A 14,720-nucleotide genomic window follows, 5' to 3' on the forward strand; every position below is an offset into this window, starting at 1 on the left:
TAAAGATTTGCCGGCGACGGGCCGACACAGCAGTGATAGCAAATCGCCTCGCGTTTTTTTCGAAGCGCGACGATTTGGCCGCCCTCCACGCTGATGGTCGTCTCGATGAAAATAAAAAATAAGCTGGTACTGGCATTTGTCTCGGTCGCGTTTATCCCGGTAAGCCTGGTGGCCGTTATCTCTGTGATGAACACACGGACCCAGGCGGTCGACCAGTTCATCGACGGCAGCACGCGGGAAATCCGCCAGATCGACGGCAACATTCGCCAGTTCTTCGACGGCACGCTGCAGAACGTCGATCAGATGGCCACCGATCCTGTATACACCTCCGTGAACACCCTGAAGAACTACCAGCCCGCCGACGCCGCCAGCCAGCCGCTGCCGGCTGAGGCGCAAAGCGTGATCGAGCGCTTCGCAAGGTATGGCGCCACGCACCCGGCGGCGGCCATCCTGTCCATCGGCCTTGAAGACGGTACCTACGCCAAGTGGCCCGATGACCCACAACTGGCCAAGTACGACCCGCGCCCGCGCCCGTGGTACAAGGCGGCGATGGCCAGCCCCGGCAAAACCGTACGCACCCCGGCGTATTACTACGACAAAGACGACGTGGCGCTGGTGGGCACCGCGCGCGCCCTGCTGGATAACAGCGGCAAGGCCAAGGGCGTGTTTGTGGTCAGCGTGTCGCTCAAAAACCTCACCGAGCTGGTCAAGAGCATCAAGCTGGGCGAAAGCGGCTACGTGATGCTGATCGAAGACGGCGTGGTGCTGGTCGACCCGCGTGACGCCGCCCACAGCTTCAAGCCGCTCAAGGACCTCGGCGCGCCCTACGCGCACTTGGCCGAAACAACCCAGGGCTCCACCGAAGTGCAGATCAATGGCGTGCGCTACATGGCCAACGTGTGGACGTCCCCCGGCCTGGGCTGGCGTTATGTCGGGCTGATCGAACACCGCGAAGTGATGGCCGAGGCCACGCGCATGACCTACCTCACCGCCGTCATCGTCGGCGTGCTGGTGTTGATCTTCGGATTGCTCGCGGCAGCGTTCTCCAAGGTCATCGTCAAGCCGATCGGCCAGGTCAGCACCGGTTTGCAGTCCATCGCCCAGGGCGAAGGCGACTTGCGCCACGAACTGCAGGTGCAGGGCAAGGATGAAACCGCCGAACTGGCCGGATGGTTCAACAAGTTCCTCGCCGCCATCCGCCAGTTGATCCAGCATATCGGCGCGGCCTCGGCCAACTTGCAGAACGCCTCCAAGGTCAACAGCGAAGTGGCGCACAACATGAACGAAGCCGCCGGGCGCCAGCGTGAGGCGGTGGAATTGGTGTCCACCGCGTTCAACGAAATGGTCGCTACCGCCAACGAGGTCGCGCGCTCTTGCAGCGGTGCGGCCGAATCTGCCGAGAACGGCCATCGCCGCGTGGCGGAAGGCAAGCAGCAAATCGAAGTGACCACCGATAACGTCAATCGCCTGGGCCGCCGCCTCACCGAGTCGTCCCAGGCCATGGTCGAGCTGGAAGCCGGCAGCCGCAGCATCAACCAGATCCTCGGGACCATCCGCGCGATTGCCGAGCAGACCAACCTGCTGGCACTCAATGCGGCCATTGAGGCCGCCCGTGCCGGCGACCAGGGCCGTGGTTTTGCGGTGGTCGCCGACGAGGTGCGCGCGCTGGCCAAGCGCACCTCCGACTCCACCGGCGAGATCGAGAACCTGCTCGGCACCCTGGAAAACAAGACCCAGGAAGTCACCCAGAAAATGGGCAGTTGCCTGGACCTGTCACGGGCCAGTGTGTCGTCCATCGAAAGCGCGCGGGACAGCTTTGAAGGCATCCAGTTGTCGGTCAACGAGATTCGCGACCAGAACCTGCAAATCTCCGCCGCCGCCGAGGAACAACACAGCGTGGCCGAAGAGATCAACCGGCATATCCAGCAGATCTACGACGAGGCACGCCTGGTGGAAAGCCTGGCCAACTCGGCGCAGGACGACTCCGGGCGCTTGTCGCAGCTGTCGGATGAGTTGAATGGGTTGGTGGGCCGCTTCAAGTCTTGATGAAGTGCGAAATCTGCTGCCACATCGCCTGCGGGTAGGAGTACATCGGGAAGTGCCCGCAATCGGCAATCGGCGCCAGGCTCACGCCGTGGGCCAGCATCAGCGAGGTGAGACAAGATCACCTTGAGCGCCTGGTCTGCGCTGGCGAGGAACAGCCAGAGATGGCGAATGAGGCGAACGTTGATCATGGGCGTTGCATAGGCACGGCGTATGTAAGTGCAGGTGCAACGCCCCTACACCGATCTATCCTTGCACTGAAACCATCCAGTCCACAAAGGCCTGGAGTCGGATGCAGAATTGATCACCCTCGGCGCTCGGGTTTCTCGCCTCAAAGAGAAAGAACGCAACCTGCGTGACCCTCGCTGGGTGGTGCTGGACGAACAATGCCACATGCTCTTCGAGTGTCTGTGGCCAGCCTGCGGCTTCACGACACACTGTTTGCGTGGCACGCACCAACTTGCGCGAGGCCTCGCGCTGCAGACGCAGACGTTGCGGCTCGGTATCAGCCTGCGCAATTCGACTGAGGTAACCGGCTAACACCGGTTCAAAGTCACCATTGACGGCCATGGCGACTTCGCGCGAAGGCCGAAAGCGTTCGAAGTGAAGCGACAGGTCCTCACCCCACAGGCAGCGGCACTGGTGCTTGAGCCAGAAGCCCCAGCGGTTGTGGTTTTCATCCGCCAGGACTTGAGCCCGGTAGCCGATATCGAAATCCACCTTGCTGACCAGCGGATGACGCCGCTCCAGGTCGCAGCGGATCGCTTCCAACTGCGCCAATACCGGTGGCGTCGGCGACTCGTGCAACACCAGTGTGAGATCAAGGTCCGAAACACCCGGCGTAGCCTCGCCACGTGCGACGCTGCCATACAGATAAATGCCGCTCAGCCCCAGGGGGTTTGCCGAAAGCAACGTACACACATCCTCAAGCAATGGCTGAAACTGCGGCTGCACAGCCGCCTCGGGGAGGGTGAGGACAAAGCCCTCTGCGTCGACGCCGTTTGAATGTGGCGAGTTCACGAACGATGCACCTCAATCACCAGCCCCTCGTCCACACTCGGCACACAAAAGTGACGTGTGATCAGCTCGAACTCGGCATCGGTGGCGGCAAAATCATGCGCCCCCCGGGCATTGCGCGCATGCAAGCGGGCGCGGCAGGTTGCGTCGTCCAACTCAAGATAGTGCAGACGGTGGGGCCCACCCGCACCCTGCGCCAAGCACAGCAGCCATTCGCGATTGGCCAGGGTGTTGGCCGGGAAATCCAGCACCACATTGATGCCGGACTTGAGCAGGTCCACCACCAACGGCTCCAACACCCCACGAATGCGTTGGGCGAAGCGCAGGTAGTCGGTTATCGACAAAATTTCACCGGGGTACAGCTGAGCGAGCCAAGCGTCTTCACTTAGCAGGATGGCCGCGTGCTCGGCCACAAGTGCCTTCGCCAGCGTTGACTTGCCAGCGGCGATTTTGCCGCACAGCAGATGTAGGGTGGGCATGGGGCAAAATCTCCTCTTCTACTTTGAACGACGCTTGAAATGCTCGTAGAACGCCAACGCCGCCACATTCTTGTCCTTGGCTTCGAGCATGATGTCGAACCGATCAAAAAACTCCAGCGCGTAGTCGTTGGTCCAGCGGTTCCACATCTGCGCGCTGTGGGCGTAGAGGTCGCGCTTGGCGACCACCTGTAACAGCGCGTCCATTTCCAGCTTGTGCTCGGCGTCGAAGCCCATTTCCTGCAAGATCTCCTGGGGTTGGGAGTAATGCATGGTCGGGCGAATTCCGCGCCAGCTGTCAATCACGCGGCTGACCCGCTCGGCATGGGGGTCGATGTAGTCGTTTTCGTTGATCCAGCAATGGTGGATGTCCAGCACCACCGGCGCCAGGTCGGCGACTTGCAGGCAGTGGTCCAGGCCGTAGGTCTTTTCATCGTTTTCAAAAGTGATGCAGTTGCGCGCCACTTGCGACAAGCGCGACCACACCGCGCGCGTGCCCTCCACTCCCAGGCGCCCGGCGATGTGCACGTTGCACTTGAGGTCCTGGAACTGCCGGCCGTAGCCCATCATGCGGATCATGTCGGCGTGGTATTCGAACTCGGCCAGGCTGTTTTCCACCACGCCAGGGTTTTCCGAGCCGAGCACGCAATACTGACCCGGGTGGAAGGACAGGCGGATATCCGACGCACGTGCCAGCTCGCCGATGGCGGCAAAGCCGTCGATCAATTGGCGTTCGATGGCGGGGTCTTTATACGCGTCAGCAACTTTCGGGTGGCTGTAGAACGGCAGCAGATCACTGCTCAGGCGCAGCATGCGCAAGGTCGGCGGCAATTCAGCAACGTAGGCCAGCAGACGCAATTGTGCCGCCAGGTTATGGGTGACCACTTCGACCAGTTTGTCACGGGCCACCTGCGGCGCCACGCTGTCCATCCAGCGCAAGGTAGTGGTGCGCGGGTTGAACGGGCCTTCGATCAACTTGAGGGCGCTGGCCGACAGCAGCCGTTCGGGATGTTTGTACTGGCAAACAAAGCCAATGCGAGGGTGAGTCATGTAGGCGCCCGGCGAAAGGAAAGGTCGGAATGATACGGCGTTAGGTGTGGGCTTAGTCAGCGGGTTCATAATATTTGGAAACCAATCACGCTGAACTTTCTGATACGTGGTGCGTTCATTTCCTATGCGCTGCCCCGCCCCAGGGGCGTTGTACAACAAGGAGCCGCCACGCCTATGACTACCCTCCCCGCCTACCGCTACACACCCGGGCCGCTGCACGCGACCCTGCTGGCCGGCACCGTGCCGCTGTTTCTCGGAGCCTTGCTCAGTGACATTGCCTACGGCCAGACCTACCAGATTCAATGGGCAAACTTCGCCTCCTGGCTGATCGCCGGCGGGTTGGTGTTCGCGGGCTTCGCGTTTCTGTTCGCGCTGGTCAACCTGCTGCGCGCCGAGCGCAAGGCCGGGCAACCGACTCTTTATGTGCTGTTGCTGTTGGCCACTTGGGTATTGGGGTTGGTCAACGCCTTCCAACATGCCAAGGACGCCTACGCCATGATGCCCGCCGGCCTGGTGCTGTCGGCCATCGTGCTGGTGCTCGCGCTGGCTTCGACCTGGACCGGCCTGCGTTCGGGAGGTGCCCAATGAAAACATTCCACACACTGAGCCTGTTAAGTGCCGCGCTGTTGCTGAGCGCCTGCGGCGGTGCTGAAGGTGACAAAACCCAGGCCCGTGGCCCCGACCCGAAACTGCCGGAGCAGCAAAGCAGCCTGTTGCCGAGCATGAAGATCGCCGAGCCAACCCCTTGGGGCGAGCAGAAACCCAAGGTGCCCGAAGGCTATAGCGTGACCGCCATCGCCACCGACCTCGCCATCCCGCGCCAGACCCTGGTGCTGCCCAACGGCGACATCATTGTCGCTGAAGGCCGTGGCGGCAGCGCGGCCAAACTCAAGCCCAAGGACGTGATCGCCAGCCTGATCAAGGCCGAAGGCAATACCAAGGTCAAAAGTGGCAACCGCCTGACCCTGCTGCGCGACGCCGATGGTGACGGCACCTACGAGCTGAAAACCGTCTTTGCCGACAACCTCAATGCGCCCTACGGCCTGGCATTTGCCAACGGCAAACTCTACGTGGCCAACCAGGACGCACTGGTGAGCTTCGACTACGCCGACGGCCAGACCAAAGCCAGCGGCCCACCCAGCAAAGTCACCGACCTGCCGGCGCAGATCAACCACCACTGGACCAAATCACTGGCCGTAAGCGACGACGGCAGCCAGCTCTACGTGGGGATCGGCTCCAATAGCAACGTCACCGAGCGCGGCATGGAAGTGGAAATCGACCGCGCCATGGTCTGGCAGATCGACGCCGCCACCGGCGCGCACAAGCCTTACGCGACAGGCCTGCGCAACCCCACGGCGCTGACTATCCAGCCGGACTCCGGGAAGCTGTGGACGGTGGTGAACGAACGCGACGAACTCGGCCCCGACCTGGTGCCGGACTACCTGACCTCGGTACAGGAAGGCGCCTTCTATGGCTGGCCCTACAGCTATTGGGGCCAGAACGTCGACCCGCGCGCGCAGCCGCAGAACCCGGCCAAAGTCGCCGCCGCAATCAAGCCGGATTACAGCCTCGGCTCCCACGTGGCGGCGCTGGGCGTGGACTTCTCGATCCCGGCCATGGGCGAAAAATTTGCCGACGGCGTGTTCGTTGGCGAACACGGCAGCTGGAACCGCGACAACCCGGTGGGCTACAAGGTGATCTTCGTGCCGTTCAGCAATGGCAAGCCCTCCGGCGAGCCGATTGACTTCGCCACCGGCTTTCGCGGTGACGACGGCAAGACCCGTGGCCGCCCGGTAGGCGTGACGGTCGACCCGAAAGGCGCGCTGATCATTGCCGATGACCTGGCCAACACCGTTTGGCGGGTGACGCGTAATAAGTAGCGGCGTATGACAGGGGCGGCTTCGCCCCTGTCAGCTTTCACTCAGCAATTGCGTTTGCAGCCAGTTCAGCAGTGCCGAAACTTCGGCGCGGCTCTTGCCTTCCTGGTGCCTGTAGACCGAAATGGCTTGCGGCAAATGCACACTCTCCGCGCAGGGCCTGACCAGCGCACCACTCTCAATCAGGCGGCTCGCAGTACGTCGCCAGCCCATGGCGACGCCATGCCCCTCCACCGCCGCCTGCAACATCAGCGGGTAGCTATCGAAGGTGACCCCGTGCCCATCAGCGGCCAGTGACTGGCCAAACACCTGCAACCAACTGTCCCATTCCATCAAGTGCGGGGGATGGGCGCTGTGGTGCAGGAACGTGCAAGGCTTTAACGCATCCAGCGACAGCGGCTGCGCTGCACTGAGGTAAGCCGGACTGCACACTGGAAACACCTCATCGGAGGCGGTGAACATCAAAGGGTGCAAGCCACTGGCGCGCTGCGTGCTTTGCAGCGCGACGTCAAAGTGATCGTTGAATTCGGTCAGTGGGCGAGTGGAGGTCACCACCTGAATTTCGATATGCGGGTATTGCTGATGGAAGGTCGACAGCCGCGGCATCAGCCAATAAAACGCTTCGCACAACTGGCACAGCAACACCACGCGATGGCTGTGAAGTGAGCCCCGCAGGCGCGTGGCAGCGTCGCTGATACTTCGCAGCGAATCGCCGACTACCCGCGCCAACTCACGCCCTTCCTGCGTAAGAAACACGCCACGATTGCGCCGGCTGAACAGCTTTACGCCCAGGTCGTCTTCCAGCCCGCGAATCTGCCGGCTGATGGCGGCCTGGGTGATGTGCAACTCGTCAGCAGCCTTGGAGAAACTGGCCAGACGCGCGGCGGCTTCGAAGGGCAACAAGCTGGCCAGGGGCGGTAGGGTTTTGCCGAGTGTATTCATAATCTGAGGTTATGCATTCGGGGCCGAGAACTTGTTTGTAGCACAGCCCTGCGGGTGGGCACCATGAATCCATTACTTGATGGATAACCCTGATGACCTCTGCGCATACCTCAATCCTCGTTGGCGTGGCCCTTGCGGTCGTCGCGACGCTCGGCTGGGCGCTGAACTTCATTGCGCCCTACGTGACGGGTGACTACAGCCTTTACGACCTGATGGCCGTGCGCTTTCTGATCGCCGGCGCACTCGGCGTGATCGGCACCATCCTGTGTCGTGCCCAGCTGCACCTGCTGGGGCCAGGCCAACGGTGCCTCGCCGCAGCGCTCGGGGCATTGGGTTGCCTGGTCTACGGCCTGTGCATCGCGGCAGGCGTGATGTTTGGCGGCCCGGTATTGACGCCGGCGTTTGTCGGGATGGTGCCGGTGCTGCTGGCCCTGCTCGGCAATGCCAGGCACAGGAGCGTCCCGTGGCGCCGGCTCGCAGCGCCGCTGGCGTGCCTGACGCTGGGGCTTTTACTGTCGAACCTCGGCAGCCTCGAGCAGCCTTCGTTGGCGGCCGGTAACTGGCTGGCAGGGCTGTTGTTTTCGCTGAGTGCGCTTGGCGTTTGGCTGTGGTTCAGCGTGATCAACCAAAAGCACTTGGGAAGCCTGGCGGCGCAAGCGACCGGCCTGTGGACCGCGCTGATGTTGCTTGGCACCGGCGTCGCCGTGCTGTGCTTGATCCCGTTGGTCTACGCCCTCGGCTTGTTCAAATTGCCGACCCTTGGTTTTGGCCTGGCCCAGGCCGGGCCGCTGTATGCCTGGAGCCTGACCATCGCTGTGATGTCGACGGTAATCGGCGCCTGGGCCTGGAACGCTGCCACCCGTCGTCTGCCGATGGTGCTGAGCGGCCAATTGATCGCCCTTGAGTCACTTTTCGCCAGCCTGCTCGGCCTGGGATTCCATGGGCGCTGGCCCACGCCAATGGAGACGGCGGGCCTGGCCGCGGTGCTGATCGGTGTGGTGATGGCGGTGCGAATTATCCTCAGTGGTGCACGGCGCTCCTTGCACGCCCGCGCCTACGAGGAAAACCTTTGACATGGTTGCCTAAGGCAACAATATAATTGCCTCAGGCAACCATTCGAGCATTCGTCATGTCTACACCCCTGCTTGTCGAACGCGCCGGCATCGTGCGCGGTTTCAATCGCTTCTATACCCATCAGATCGGCGTGTTGCAGGAACACCTGCTGCAAAGCGAGTTTTCCCTGACTGAAATCCGCGTGATGTATGAGTTGTCGTCGCGTGGCGACCTCACCAGCGCCGACTTGTGCCAAATGCTCAGCCTTGATGCCGGCTACCTGAGCCGGCTGACCGGTGGCCTGGAGAAAAAAGGCCTGATCCAGAAAGTCCGCTCCGTCACCGATGCGCGCGCGGTGCTGTTGCACCTCAGCGATCACGGCCGCGCCGTGCTGGCGCCACTGGAGCAACAAACCCAGAACGAAGTGATCGCCCTGCTCGACGGCCTGCCTGAAGCCCAGCAACAGCAGCTCACCGACGCCATGCGCCGTATCCAGGCCCTGCTGCAAGGCACTGCGCCCAGCTACTTGCTGCGCGACCCGCAACCGGGGGACATGGGCCGCGTGGTGCAGGCGCAAGCGGCGCTGTATGCCCGCGAGTACCAGTGGAATTGGGAGTTCGAAGCGCTGGTGGCGGAGATTGTCGCCAAGTACCTGCGCGAGTTCGACCCGGCGCGGGAGCGTTGCTGGATTGCAGAGAAGGATGGCGAAGTGGTCGGCTCGGTATTCGTGGTGCGCCATGACGACGACACCGCCAAGCTGCGCATGCTCTATGTGGACGCCAGCGCCCGAGGCCTGGGCATCGGCCAGCGCCTGGTGGACGAATGCCTGCGCTTTGCGCGCCATGCCGGCTATAAAAGCATGCTGCTGTGGACCGTGGACATCCTCACCGACGCGCGCAAGCTTTATCAGAAAGCCGGTTTCGAGTTGGTGGAGGAAGAACAAATGCTCAGTTTCGGCAAGCAACTGGTCAGCCAGACCTGGGCCCGCGCGCTGTAAAAAAGGGGCCTGAGAAACTCAAGCCCCGGACCGATTACAGGTCAGTGATTTCCTTATGGCGTGGCACCAGCGTCTTCATCACGCTCCAGGCCACCAGGTACGCCAGGGCACAGATCGCGAACATGATCATGTAGCCGGTGTGGATATCGTTGATCGACTTGTAGTAGTCGAACACCCAGCCGCCGATCTTGGTCATGACCACACCGCCGATGCCGCCGGCCATGCCGCCGATGCCGACCACCGAGGCCACGGTTTTCTGCGGGAACATGTCGGACACGGTGGTGAAGATATTGCACGACCACGCCTGGTGCGCCGAGGCGCCCACACCAATCAACAGCACCGGCACCCAGAAGCTGATGTAGCCAAAGGGCTGCGCCAGCAACACCACCAATGGGAACAGCGCGATCACCAACATGGCTTTCATGCGGCCGTCATAGGGTGCATCGCCGCGCGCCATAAAGTAGCTGGGGAACCAGCCGCCGCCGATGCTGCCGACCATGGTCATGCTGTAGAGCACAGCCAGCGGCATGACGATATCGGCGCCTTTCATGCCGTATTGCGCCGACAGGTAGGTGGGCAGCCAGAACAGGAAGAACCACCACACGCCGTCGGTCATGAACTTGCCGAAGGCAAACGCCCAGGTCTGGCGGTAGGTCAGCAGTTTGAACCACGAAACTTTCTTCTCGACGCCGCCGGCCGGCGCCTGGGTAAATGCCTGCACAGGCTGGTCGCTGCGGATATAGGCCAGCTCGTCGGCCGACAAACGTTTTTGCTGCTCGGGCTTTTCATACACCGCCGCCCACACCGCGACCCACACAAAGCCGAGCATGCCGATCACCATAAAGGCCGCTTCCCAGCCCCACATGCCGGCAATCAACGGCACGCAGATCGGCGCCAGGATCGCACCGACGTTGGCGCCGGAGTTGAAAATACCGGTGGCCAGCGAGCGTTCTTTCTTGGGGAAATATTCCGCAGTGGCTTTGATCGCGATCGGGAAGTTACCCGCCTCGCCAATCGCCAGCACGGCGCGGGACAACATGAAGCCGGCAATCGACACCGGAATCACCGCCAGCCCAATCGCCCCGCTGACGGCGGCGATGCCCTCGCCCATCGGTACCGAAAACGCATGCATGATCGCGCCGGTGGACCAGATGCCAATCGCTACCACGTAGGCCGCCTTGGTGCCGATCTTGTCGACAAAGCGCCCGGCGAACAGCATCGAAATCGCATAGACAAACTGGAACACAGCGGCAATGTTGGCGTAGTCGGTGTTGCTCCAGCCAAATTGCGTCGACAACTGCGGGGCCAACAGGCTGAGCACCTGGCGGTCGAGGTAGTTGACGGTGGTGGCGAAAAACAGCATCGCGCAGATGGTCCAGCGATAGTTGCCTACAGCTTGGCCAACGCGGTGGGCGTTGATGGGCTCGTTCAAGTTCATGGCATCACTTTTTATTTTTGTTAGATAGGACATATGTAACGTCATATGTCGTCGTACAACTGCGACTTTTATATCGGGACGCCTGCCCGGTGTCAATCGCAAAGATTGGCGTATGTCCAGTGCTTACGTGGTTACGAAAAGTGTCAGATTGTCGCAGTTGTAGGATGACAAATGCGCATCACCCGGCTGGGCGCTTTGCCCGGCACATCGTCCAGCTCGCCGAACGGCTGCAGGCCGACCTTTTCCAGCACGCGGATCGACGCGGCGTGGTCCGGCCGCACCAGGCCATACACTGCGGGCAAGCCCAGGGTTTCAAACGCGAGCACCAGCGCATCGCGCGCCAGTTCGGTGGCGTAACCCTGCCCCCAGGCTTCCACGGCAAAGCGATAGCCCAGGTTGACGCGCGGTTGTGTGAGGTAGTTAAGCGGCGCAATGCCGCCAAACCCGATGATGTGCTCCGGCGCCTCAACGCGGGCGATGGCCCACCAGCCATAACCGAGGGTGGCCCACTGTTCGAGCCAATGGTCGAGCAGGCGCTGGGCGGCAGACAGGCTGGGCATCGGCCCGGCGGGGTTGAAGAGGTTAGTCTGAGGGTCACCGAAGATCGCGAACAATCGCTGCACATCTGTGGGTTTCGGCTGGCGGTAAATCAGACGTGAGGCGATGACACGCATGCGGAGATCTCCCGACCAAATCAACTAAGTTCAATCCATGCGCAAAAAAACCAAAATAGTGGTGAATTATTTCGTATGCAGTTGTATCTGAACTGACAGAGCGGTGCCATCGCAACGATGGCACCTCCCCTGTGTTCAGTTTTAGAGTGGCCCGCATGAAATTACGTAAGAAAAGCGTCAAACCCATCGGTTTGAAAGACATCACCATCGTCGACGACGCCAAGATGCGCAAGGCGATCACCGCCGCCGCACTCGGCAACGCCATGGAATGGTTCGACTTCGGCGTCTACGGGTTTGTCGCCTATGTGCTCGGTAAAGTGTTCTTCCCCGACGCCTCGCCCAGCGTACAAATGATCGCCGCACTGGCGACCTTCTCGGTACCGTTCCTGATTCGCCCTTTGGGTGGCCTGTTCTTCGGCGCCCTGGGGGATAAATACGGGCGACAGAAAGTCCTCGCCGCCACCATCGTGATCATGTCCCTGAGCACCTTCGCCATCGGCCTGATTCCGGGTTATGCCTCCATTGGCATCTGGGCACCGATCCTGTTGTTGCTGTGCAAGATGGCCCAAGGCTTCTCCGTGGGCGGCGAGTACACCGGCGCATCGATTTTCGTCGCCGAATACGCCCCCGACCGCAAGCGCGGCTTCCTCGGCAGCTGGCTCGACTTCGGCTCCATCGCCGGTTTCGTGCTCGGTGCTGGCGTGGTGGTGCTGATTTCCAGCGTGCTTGGCGAAGCCGAATTCGAGTCCTGGGGCTGGCGCCTGCCGTTCTTCCTTGCGCTGCCTCTGGGCCTGATCGGCCTGTACCTGCGCCACGCACTGGAAGAAACCCCAGCCTTCCAACAGCATGTCGACAAGCTCGAGCAAGGCGACCGCGAAGGCCTGACCCACGGCCCCAAAGTTTCGTTCAAGGAAATCGCCACCAAGCACTGGCGCAGCCTGCTGACCTGCATCGGTATCGTCGCGGCCACCAACGTGACCTACTACATGCTGCTCACGTACATGCCGAGCTACCTCTCACATAACCTGCACTACTCGGAAAACAGCGGCGTACTGATCATCATCGCGATCATGGTCGGCATGCTGTTCGTGCAGCCGTTCATCGGTTTTGTCAGCGACAAGATCGGCCGCAAGCCTTTCATCATCGCCGGTAGCATCGGCCTGCTGTTCCTGGCGATTCCGGCGTTCATGCTGATCACCAGCGGCAAGACCGGCTTGATCTTCGCCGGCCTGCTGATTCTTGCGGTGATCCTGAACTTCTTCATCGGAGTGATGGCCTCGACGCTGCCCGCGATGTTCCCCACTCACCTGCGCTACAGTGCATTGGCCAGTGCGTTCAACGTTTCGGTGCTGATTGCCGGCGTGACCCCGACCGCCGTGGCCTGGCTGGTGGAAAGCACCAACGACCTGTTCATGCCCGCCTACTACCTGATGGTATTTGCGGTGGTCGGCCTGATCACCGGCCTGACCATGAAGGAAACTGCCAACAAGCCCTTGCGCGGCGCGGCCCCGGCCGCCTCCGACATGGAAGAAGCCAAGGAACTGCTGCAGGAACACCACGACAATATCGAGCAGAAAATCGAAGACATCGACGCCGAAATTGCCGAACTGGAAGCCAAGCGCCAGAATCTGGTGCAGCAGCATCCGCGTATCAATTAAGCCCCTACCCGGCATGGCGGCCCTTGCCGCCATGCCTTTGGAGTGTTCAGCATGCTTCCAAGCGTCACCGCCCCACAGTCTTTGCTCAGCGCCGACGAACGCGCTGCCATCGCCGAAATCGAAGCCACCACCAGCATCCTGCAACTGGTCACCCGCCTGACCGGCATGCGCTTTGCCGGGATCGCCAAGTTCACCGACCTGGAGTGGGTTGTCTGCTCGGTGCACGACACCGCCGACATGGGCATCCACGTCGATGACGTGCTCGACCTCGAAACCACCCTGTGCAGCGAGTTTTGCATCAACCCGCAAACCTTGTTCATCCCGCAAATCAGTGACAACGGCCGTTTCGCCACACGCCCGGTGGTCAAGCAGTTCTCGATCGAGAGCTACGCCGGTGCGCCGATCTTCCTCCCCGACGGCCGCCTGTTCGGCGCACTGTGTGCGCTGGACTCACGGGGGATGCTGTTCGACGACCCCAACCTGCCGGAAACCCTCAGCCTGTTTGCGCGGCTGATCGGCTGCATTTTCTACGCTAACTTGACCGCGACTGAGCAGTGATGGTCGGCTTGCCGCGTAGCGTCGCCATATCGCGTTTGGGCGGCACGCCAAACAAGCGGCTGTACTCACGGCTGAACTGCGACGGGCTTTCATAACCCACCTTGAAGGCAGCGCTGGACACGTCCTGCTGCTCGTTCAACATCAAGCGCCGCGCCTCGTTGAGGCGCAGCCACTTCTGATACTGCAAGGGGCTCATCGCCGTCAGCTGGCGAAAGTGATGGTGAAAAGTCGCCGCGCTCATTTGCACGCGTGCGGCCAACTCATCCACGCGCAGCGGCGCGTCGTAGTTGAGCTTCAGCCAGTCGACCGCCCGCGCAATCCGATAGCCCTGCCCGTCTACCGCGCAAATCTGGCGTAAGCGGCCGGCCTGATCACTTTGCAAGAGCCGGTAATGAATCTCGCGCTGGATCAACGGCGCGAGCACCGGTATGGCTTCGGGCTCATCCAGCAGCGCCACCAAACGCGCGAACGACGCCAGCATGCCCTCGGTCACCACGCCAATCCCCACGCCCTTCAGCACCGCCCGCTCGCGCTTGGGCGGCAGCTCACTCTGGGCGATCAGCTCGGCGAGGATGCGCAGGTCCAGCTTGAAGGTCAGCCCCAGGCACGGCTGCTGTGGGCTGGCCGCGAGCACTTCGGAATTGGCCGGAATGTCCAGCGAGGTCACCAGGAATCGCGCCGTGTCATACGGGTAGCCTTCACCACCGACCCACAGCTGCTTTTCACCTTGGGCGACGAGCACGATGCTTGGCGGCACCATGCATACCACCGGCCGGCAGGGTTGCTCGCGCCGGTAAAAACTCAGGCCCGGGACGCCCGTGGGTTCGTCGCCGGGGGTAAAGATCCGCGAACCGATGGCGTGCACCAGCGCGTCCAGAGTGTTGTTCATAACCCGCCCTTTTTGTTCGTCAGCGCACTTTACCGCGCACCGCCCTTG

General features: G+C 61.6%; 14 protein-coding genes and 2 pseudogenes. 8 read left to right on the forward strand and 8 right to left on the reverse strand.

All coding sequences use genetic code 11. The features are described 5' to 3' along the window. Positions 1–186: 186 nt before the first annotated feature. Positions 187–1,191 (forward strand): annotated as a pseudogene (locus AC0IYH_RS16390) (cache domain-containing protein); the annotation flags it as partial. An 87-nt stretch (positions 1,192–1,278) separates the two neighbouring features. Then, a complete protein-coding gene (locus tag AC0IYH_RS16395; protein WP_471835349.1) occupies positions 1,279–2,046 on the forward strand; it encodes a methyl-accepting chemotaxis protein in 768 nt (255 codons plus the stop codon). Here AC0IYH_RS16395 and AC0IYH_RS16400 read toward each other — a convergent pair. The 4 genes and pseudogenes from AC0IYH_RS16400 to AC0IYH_RS16415 all read right to left on the reverse strand — a co-directional run. Further along, positions 2,036–2,140: pseudogene (locus AC0IYH_RS16400) on the reverse strand (alpha/beta fold hydrolase); the annotation flags it as partial. The gene AC0IYH_RS16395 and the pseudogene AC0IYH_RS16400 overlap by 11 nt on opposite strands. A 149-nt stretch (positions 2,141–2,289) precedes the next feature. Then, positions 2,290–3,063, reverse strand: coding sequence for a nucleotidyltransferase domain-containing protein (locus AC0IYH_RS16405; protein ID WP_471835151.1), 774 nt, complete (start codon positions 3,061–3,063; stop codon positions 2,290–2,292). Beyond that, entirely contained in the window at positions 3,060–3,539 is a 480-nt protein-coding gene (locus tag AC0IYH_RS16410; protein WP_471835153.1) for a P-loop nucleotide/nucleoside kinase family protein, read from the reverse strand. Before AC0IYH_RS16410 ends, AC0IYH_RS16405 begins: the two co-directional genes overlap by 4 nt. An 18-nt stretch (positions 3,540–3,557) precedes the next feature. Next, positions 3,558–4,586, reverse strand: coding sequence for a UV damage endonuclease UvsE (locus AC0IYH_RS16415; protein WP_471835154.1), 1,029 nt, complete (start codon positions 4,584–4,586; stop codon positions 3,558–3,560). A 174-nt stretch (positions 4,587–4,760) separates the two neighbouring features. On the opposite strand from AC0IYH_RS16415, the gene AC0IYH_RS16420 reads away from it, so the two are divergent. Beyond that, positions 4,761–5,174, forward strand: coding sequence for a DUF2231 domain-containing protein (locus AC0IYH_RS16420; RefSeq protein WP_116627708.1), 414 nt, complete (start codon positions 4,761–4,763; stop codon positions 5,172–5,174). Further along, the gene (locus tag AC0IYH_RS16425) at positions 5,171–6,466 is read left to right on the forward strand and encodes a PQQ-dependent sugar dehydrogenase (protein ID WP_471835155.1); all 1,296 of its coding nucleotides are present in this window, start codon (positions 5,171–5,173) and stop codon (positions 6,464–6,466) included. The genes AC0IYH_RS16420 and AC0IYH_RS16425 overlap by 4 nt, the downstream gene beginning before the upstream one ends. A gap of 30 nt (positions 6,467–6,496) precedes the next feature. Here AC0IYH_RS16425 and AC0IYH_RS16430 read toward each other — a convergent pair whose 3' ends face one another. Then, entirely contained in the window at positions 6,497–7,405 is a 909-nt protein-coding gene (locus AC0IYH_RS16430; RefSeq protein ID WP_116627706.1) for a LysR substrate-binding domain-containing protein, read from the reverse strand. 92 nt (positions 7,406–7,497) lie between these two features. Between AC0IYH_RS16430 and AC0IYH_RS16435 the strand changes: the two genes are divergently transcribed. Further along, positions 7,498–8,478 (forward strand): DMT family transporter, encoded by a 981-nt coding sequence (locus AC0IYH_RS16435; RefSeq protein WP_471835157.1) that lies wholly within the window; start codon positions 7,498–7,500, stop codon positions 8,476–8,478. 56 nt (positions 8,479–8,534) lie between these two features. Next, positions 8,535–9,455, forward strand: a complete 921-nt coding sequence (locus AC0IYH_RS16440) for a bifunctional helix-turn-helix transcriptional regulator/GNAT family N-acetyltransferase (RefSeq protein ID WP_471835159.1) — start codon at positions 8,535–8,537, stop codon at positions 9,453–9,455. A 34-nt stretch (positions 9,456–9,489) separates the two neighbouring features. On the opposite strand, the gene AC0IYH_RS16445 is transcribed toward AC0IYH_RS16440, so the two are convergent. Next, the gene (locus tag AC0IYH_RS16445) at positions 9,490–10,893 is read right to left on the reverse strand and encodes an MFS transporter (protein WP_116627703.1); all 1,404 of its coding nucleotides are present in this window, start codon (positions 10,891–10,893) and stop codon (positions 9,490–9,492) included. 143 nt (positions 10,894–11,036) lie between these two features. Then, positions 11,037–11,567 (reverse strand): GNAT family N-acetyltransferase, encoded by a 531-nt coding sequence (locus AC0IYH_RS16450; protein WP_116627702.1) that lies wholly within the window; start codon positions 11,565–11,567, stop codon positions 11,037–11,039. Positions 11,568–11,722: 155 nt separating this feature from the next. Between AC0IYH_RS16450 and proP the strand changes: the two genes are divergently transcribed. Both proP and AC0IYH_RS16460 read left to right on the forward strand, forming a co-directional pair. Next, positions 11,723–13,225, forward strand: coding sequence for a glycine betaine/L-proline transporter ProP (gene proP / locus AC0IYH_RS16455; protein WP_122772006.1), 1,503 nt, complete (start codon positions 11,723–11,725; stop codon positions 13,223–13,225). A 51-nt stretch (positions 13,226–13,276) separates the two neighbouring features. Then, positions 13,277–13,783: a GAF domain-containing protein gene (locus tag AC0IYH_RS16460; RefSeq protein ID WP_471835162.1), complete on the forward strand. Its 507-nt coding sequence runs from the start codon at positions 13,277–13,279 to the stop codon at positions 13,781–13,783. Here the strand turns inward: AC0IYH_RS16460 and AC0IYH_RS16465 are convergent. Next, positions 13,758–14,672: an AraC family transcriptional regulator gene (locus AC0IYH_RS16465; RefSeq protein WP_471835164.1), complete on the reverse strand. Its 915-nt coding sequence runs from the start codon at positions 14,670–14,672 to the stop codon at positions 13,758–13,760. The two genes, AC0IYH_RS16460 and AC0IYH_RS16465, sit on opposite strands and share 26 nt — an antisense overlap. Positions 14,673–14,720 lie beyond the last annotated feature (48 nt).

Source organism: Pseudomonas sp. AC463 (assembly GCF_979253585.1).

What these genes read in the sequence shown, in the direction of transcription:
- AC0IYH_RS16395 (WP_471835349.1), top strand. Translation starts at nt 1,279, where the DNA reads ATGAACGAAGCCGCCGGGCGCCAGCGTGAGGCGGTGGAATTGGTGTCC.
- AC0IYH_RS16410 (WP_471835153.1), bottom strand. Translation starts at nt 3,539, where the DNA reads ATGCCCACCCTACATCTGCTGTGCGGCAAAATCGCCGCTGGCAAGTCA.
- AC0IYH_RS16415 (WP_471835154.1), bottom strand. Translation starts at nt 4,586, where the DNA reads ATGACTCACCCTCGCATTGGCTTTGTTTGCCAGTACAAACATCCCGAA.
- AC0IYH_RS16420 (WP_116627708.1), top strand. Translation starts at nt 4,761, where the DNA reads ATGACTACCCTCCCCGCCTACCGCTACACACCCGGGCCGCTGCACGCG.
- AC0IYH_RS16425 (WP_471835155.1), top strand. Translation starts at nt 5,171, where the DNA reads ATGAAAACATTCCACACACTGAGCCTGTTAAGTGCCGCGCTGTTGCTG.
- AC0IYH_RS16430 (WP_116627706.1), bottom strand. Translation starts at nt 7,405, where the DNA reads ATGAATACACTCGGCAAAACCCTACCGCCCCTGGCCAGCTTGTTGCCC.
- AC0IYH_RS16435 (WP_471835157.1), top strand. Translation starts at nt 7,498, where the DNA reads ATGACCTCTGCGCATACCTCAATCCTCGTTGGCGTGGCCCTTGCGGTC.
- AC0IYH_RS16440 (WP_471835159.1), top strand. Translation starts at nt 8,535, where the DNA reads ATGTCTACACCCCTGCTTGTCGAACGCGCCGGCATCGTGCGCGGTTTC.
- AC0IYH_RS16445 (WP_116627703.1), bottom strand. Translation starts at nt 10,893, where the DNA reads ATGAACTTGAACGAGCCCATCAACGCCCACCGCGTTGGCCAAGCTGTA.
- AC0IYH_RS16450 (WP_116627702.1), bottom strand. Translation starts at nt 11,567, where the DNA reads ATGCGTGTCATCGCCTCACGTCTGATTTACCGCCAGCCGAAACCCACA.
- proP (WP_122772006.1), top strand. Translation starts at nt 11,723, where the DNA reads ATGAAATTACGTAAGAAAAGCGTCAAACCCATCGGTTTGAAAGACATC.
- AC0IYH_RS16460 (WP_471835162.1), top strand. Translation starts at nt 13,277, where the DNA reads ATGCTTCCAAGCGTCACCGCCCCACAGTCTTTGCTCAGCGCCGACGAA.
- AC0IYH_RS16465 (WP_471835164.1), bottom strand. Translation starts at nt 14,672, where the DNA reads ATGAACAACACTCTGGACGCGCTGGTGCACGCCATCGGTTCGCGGATC.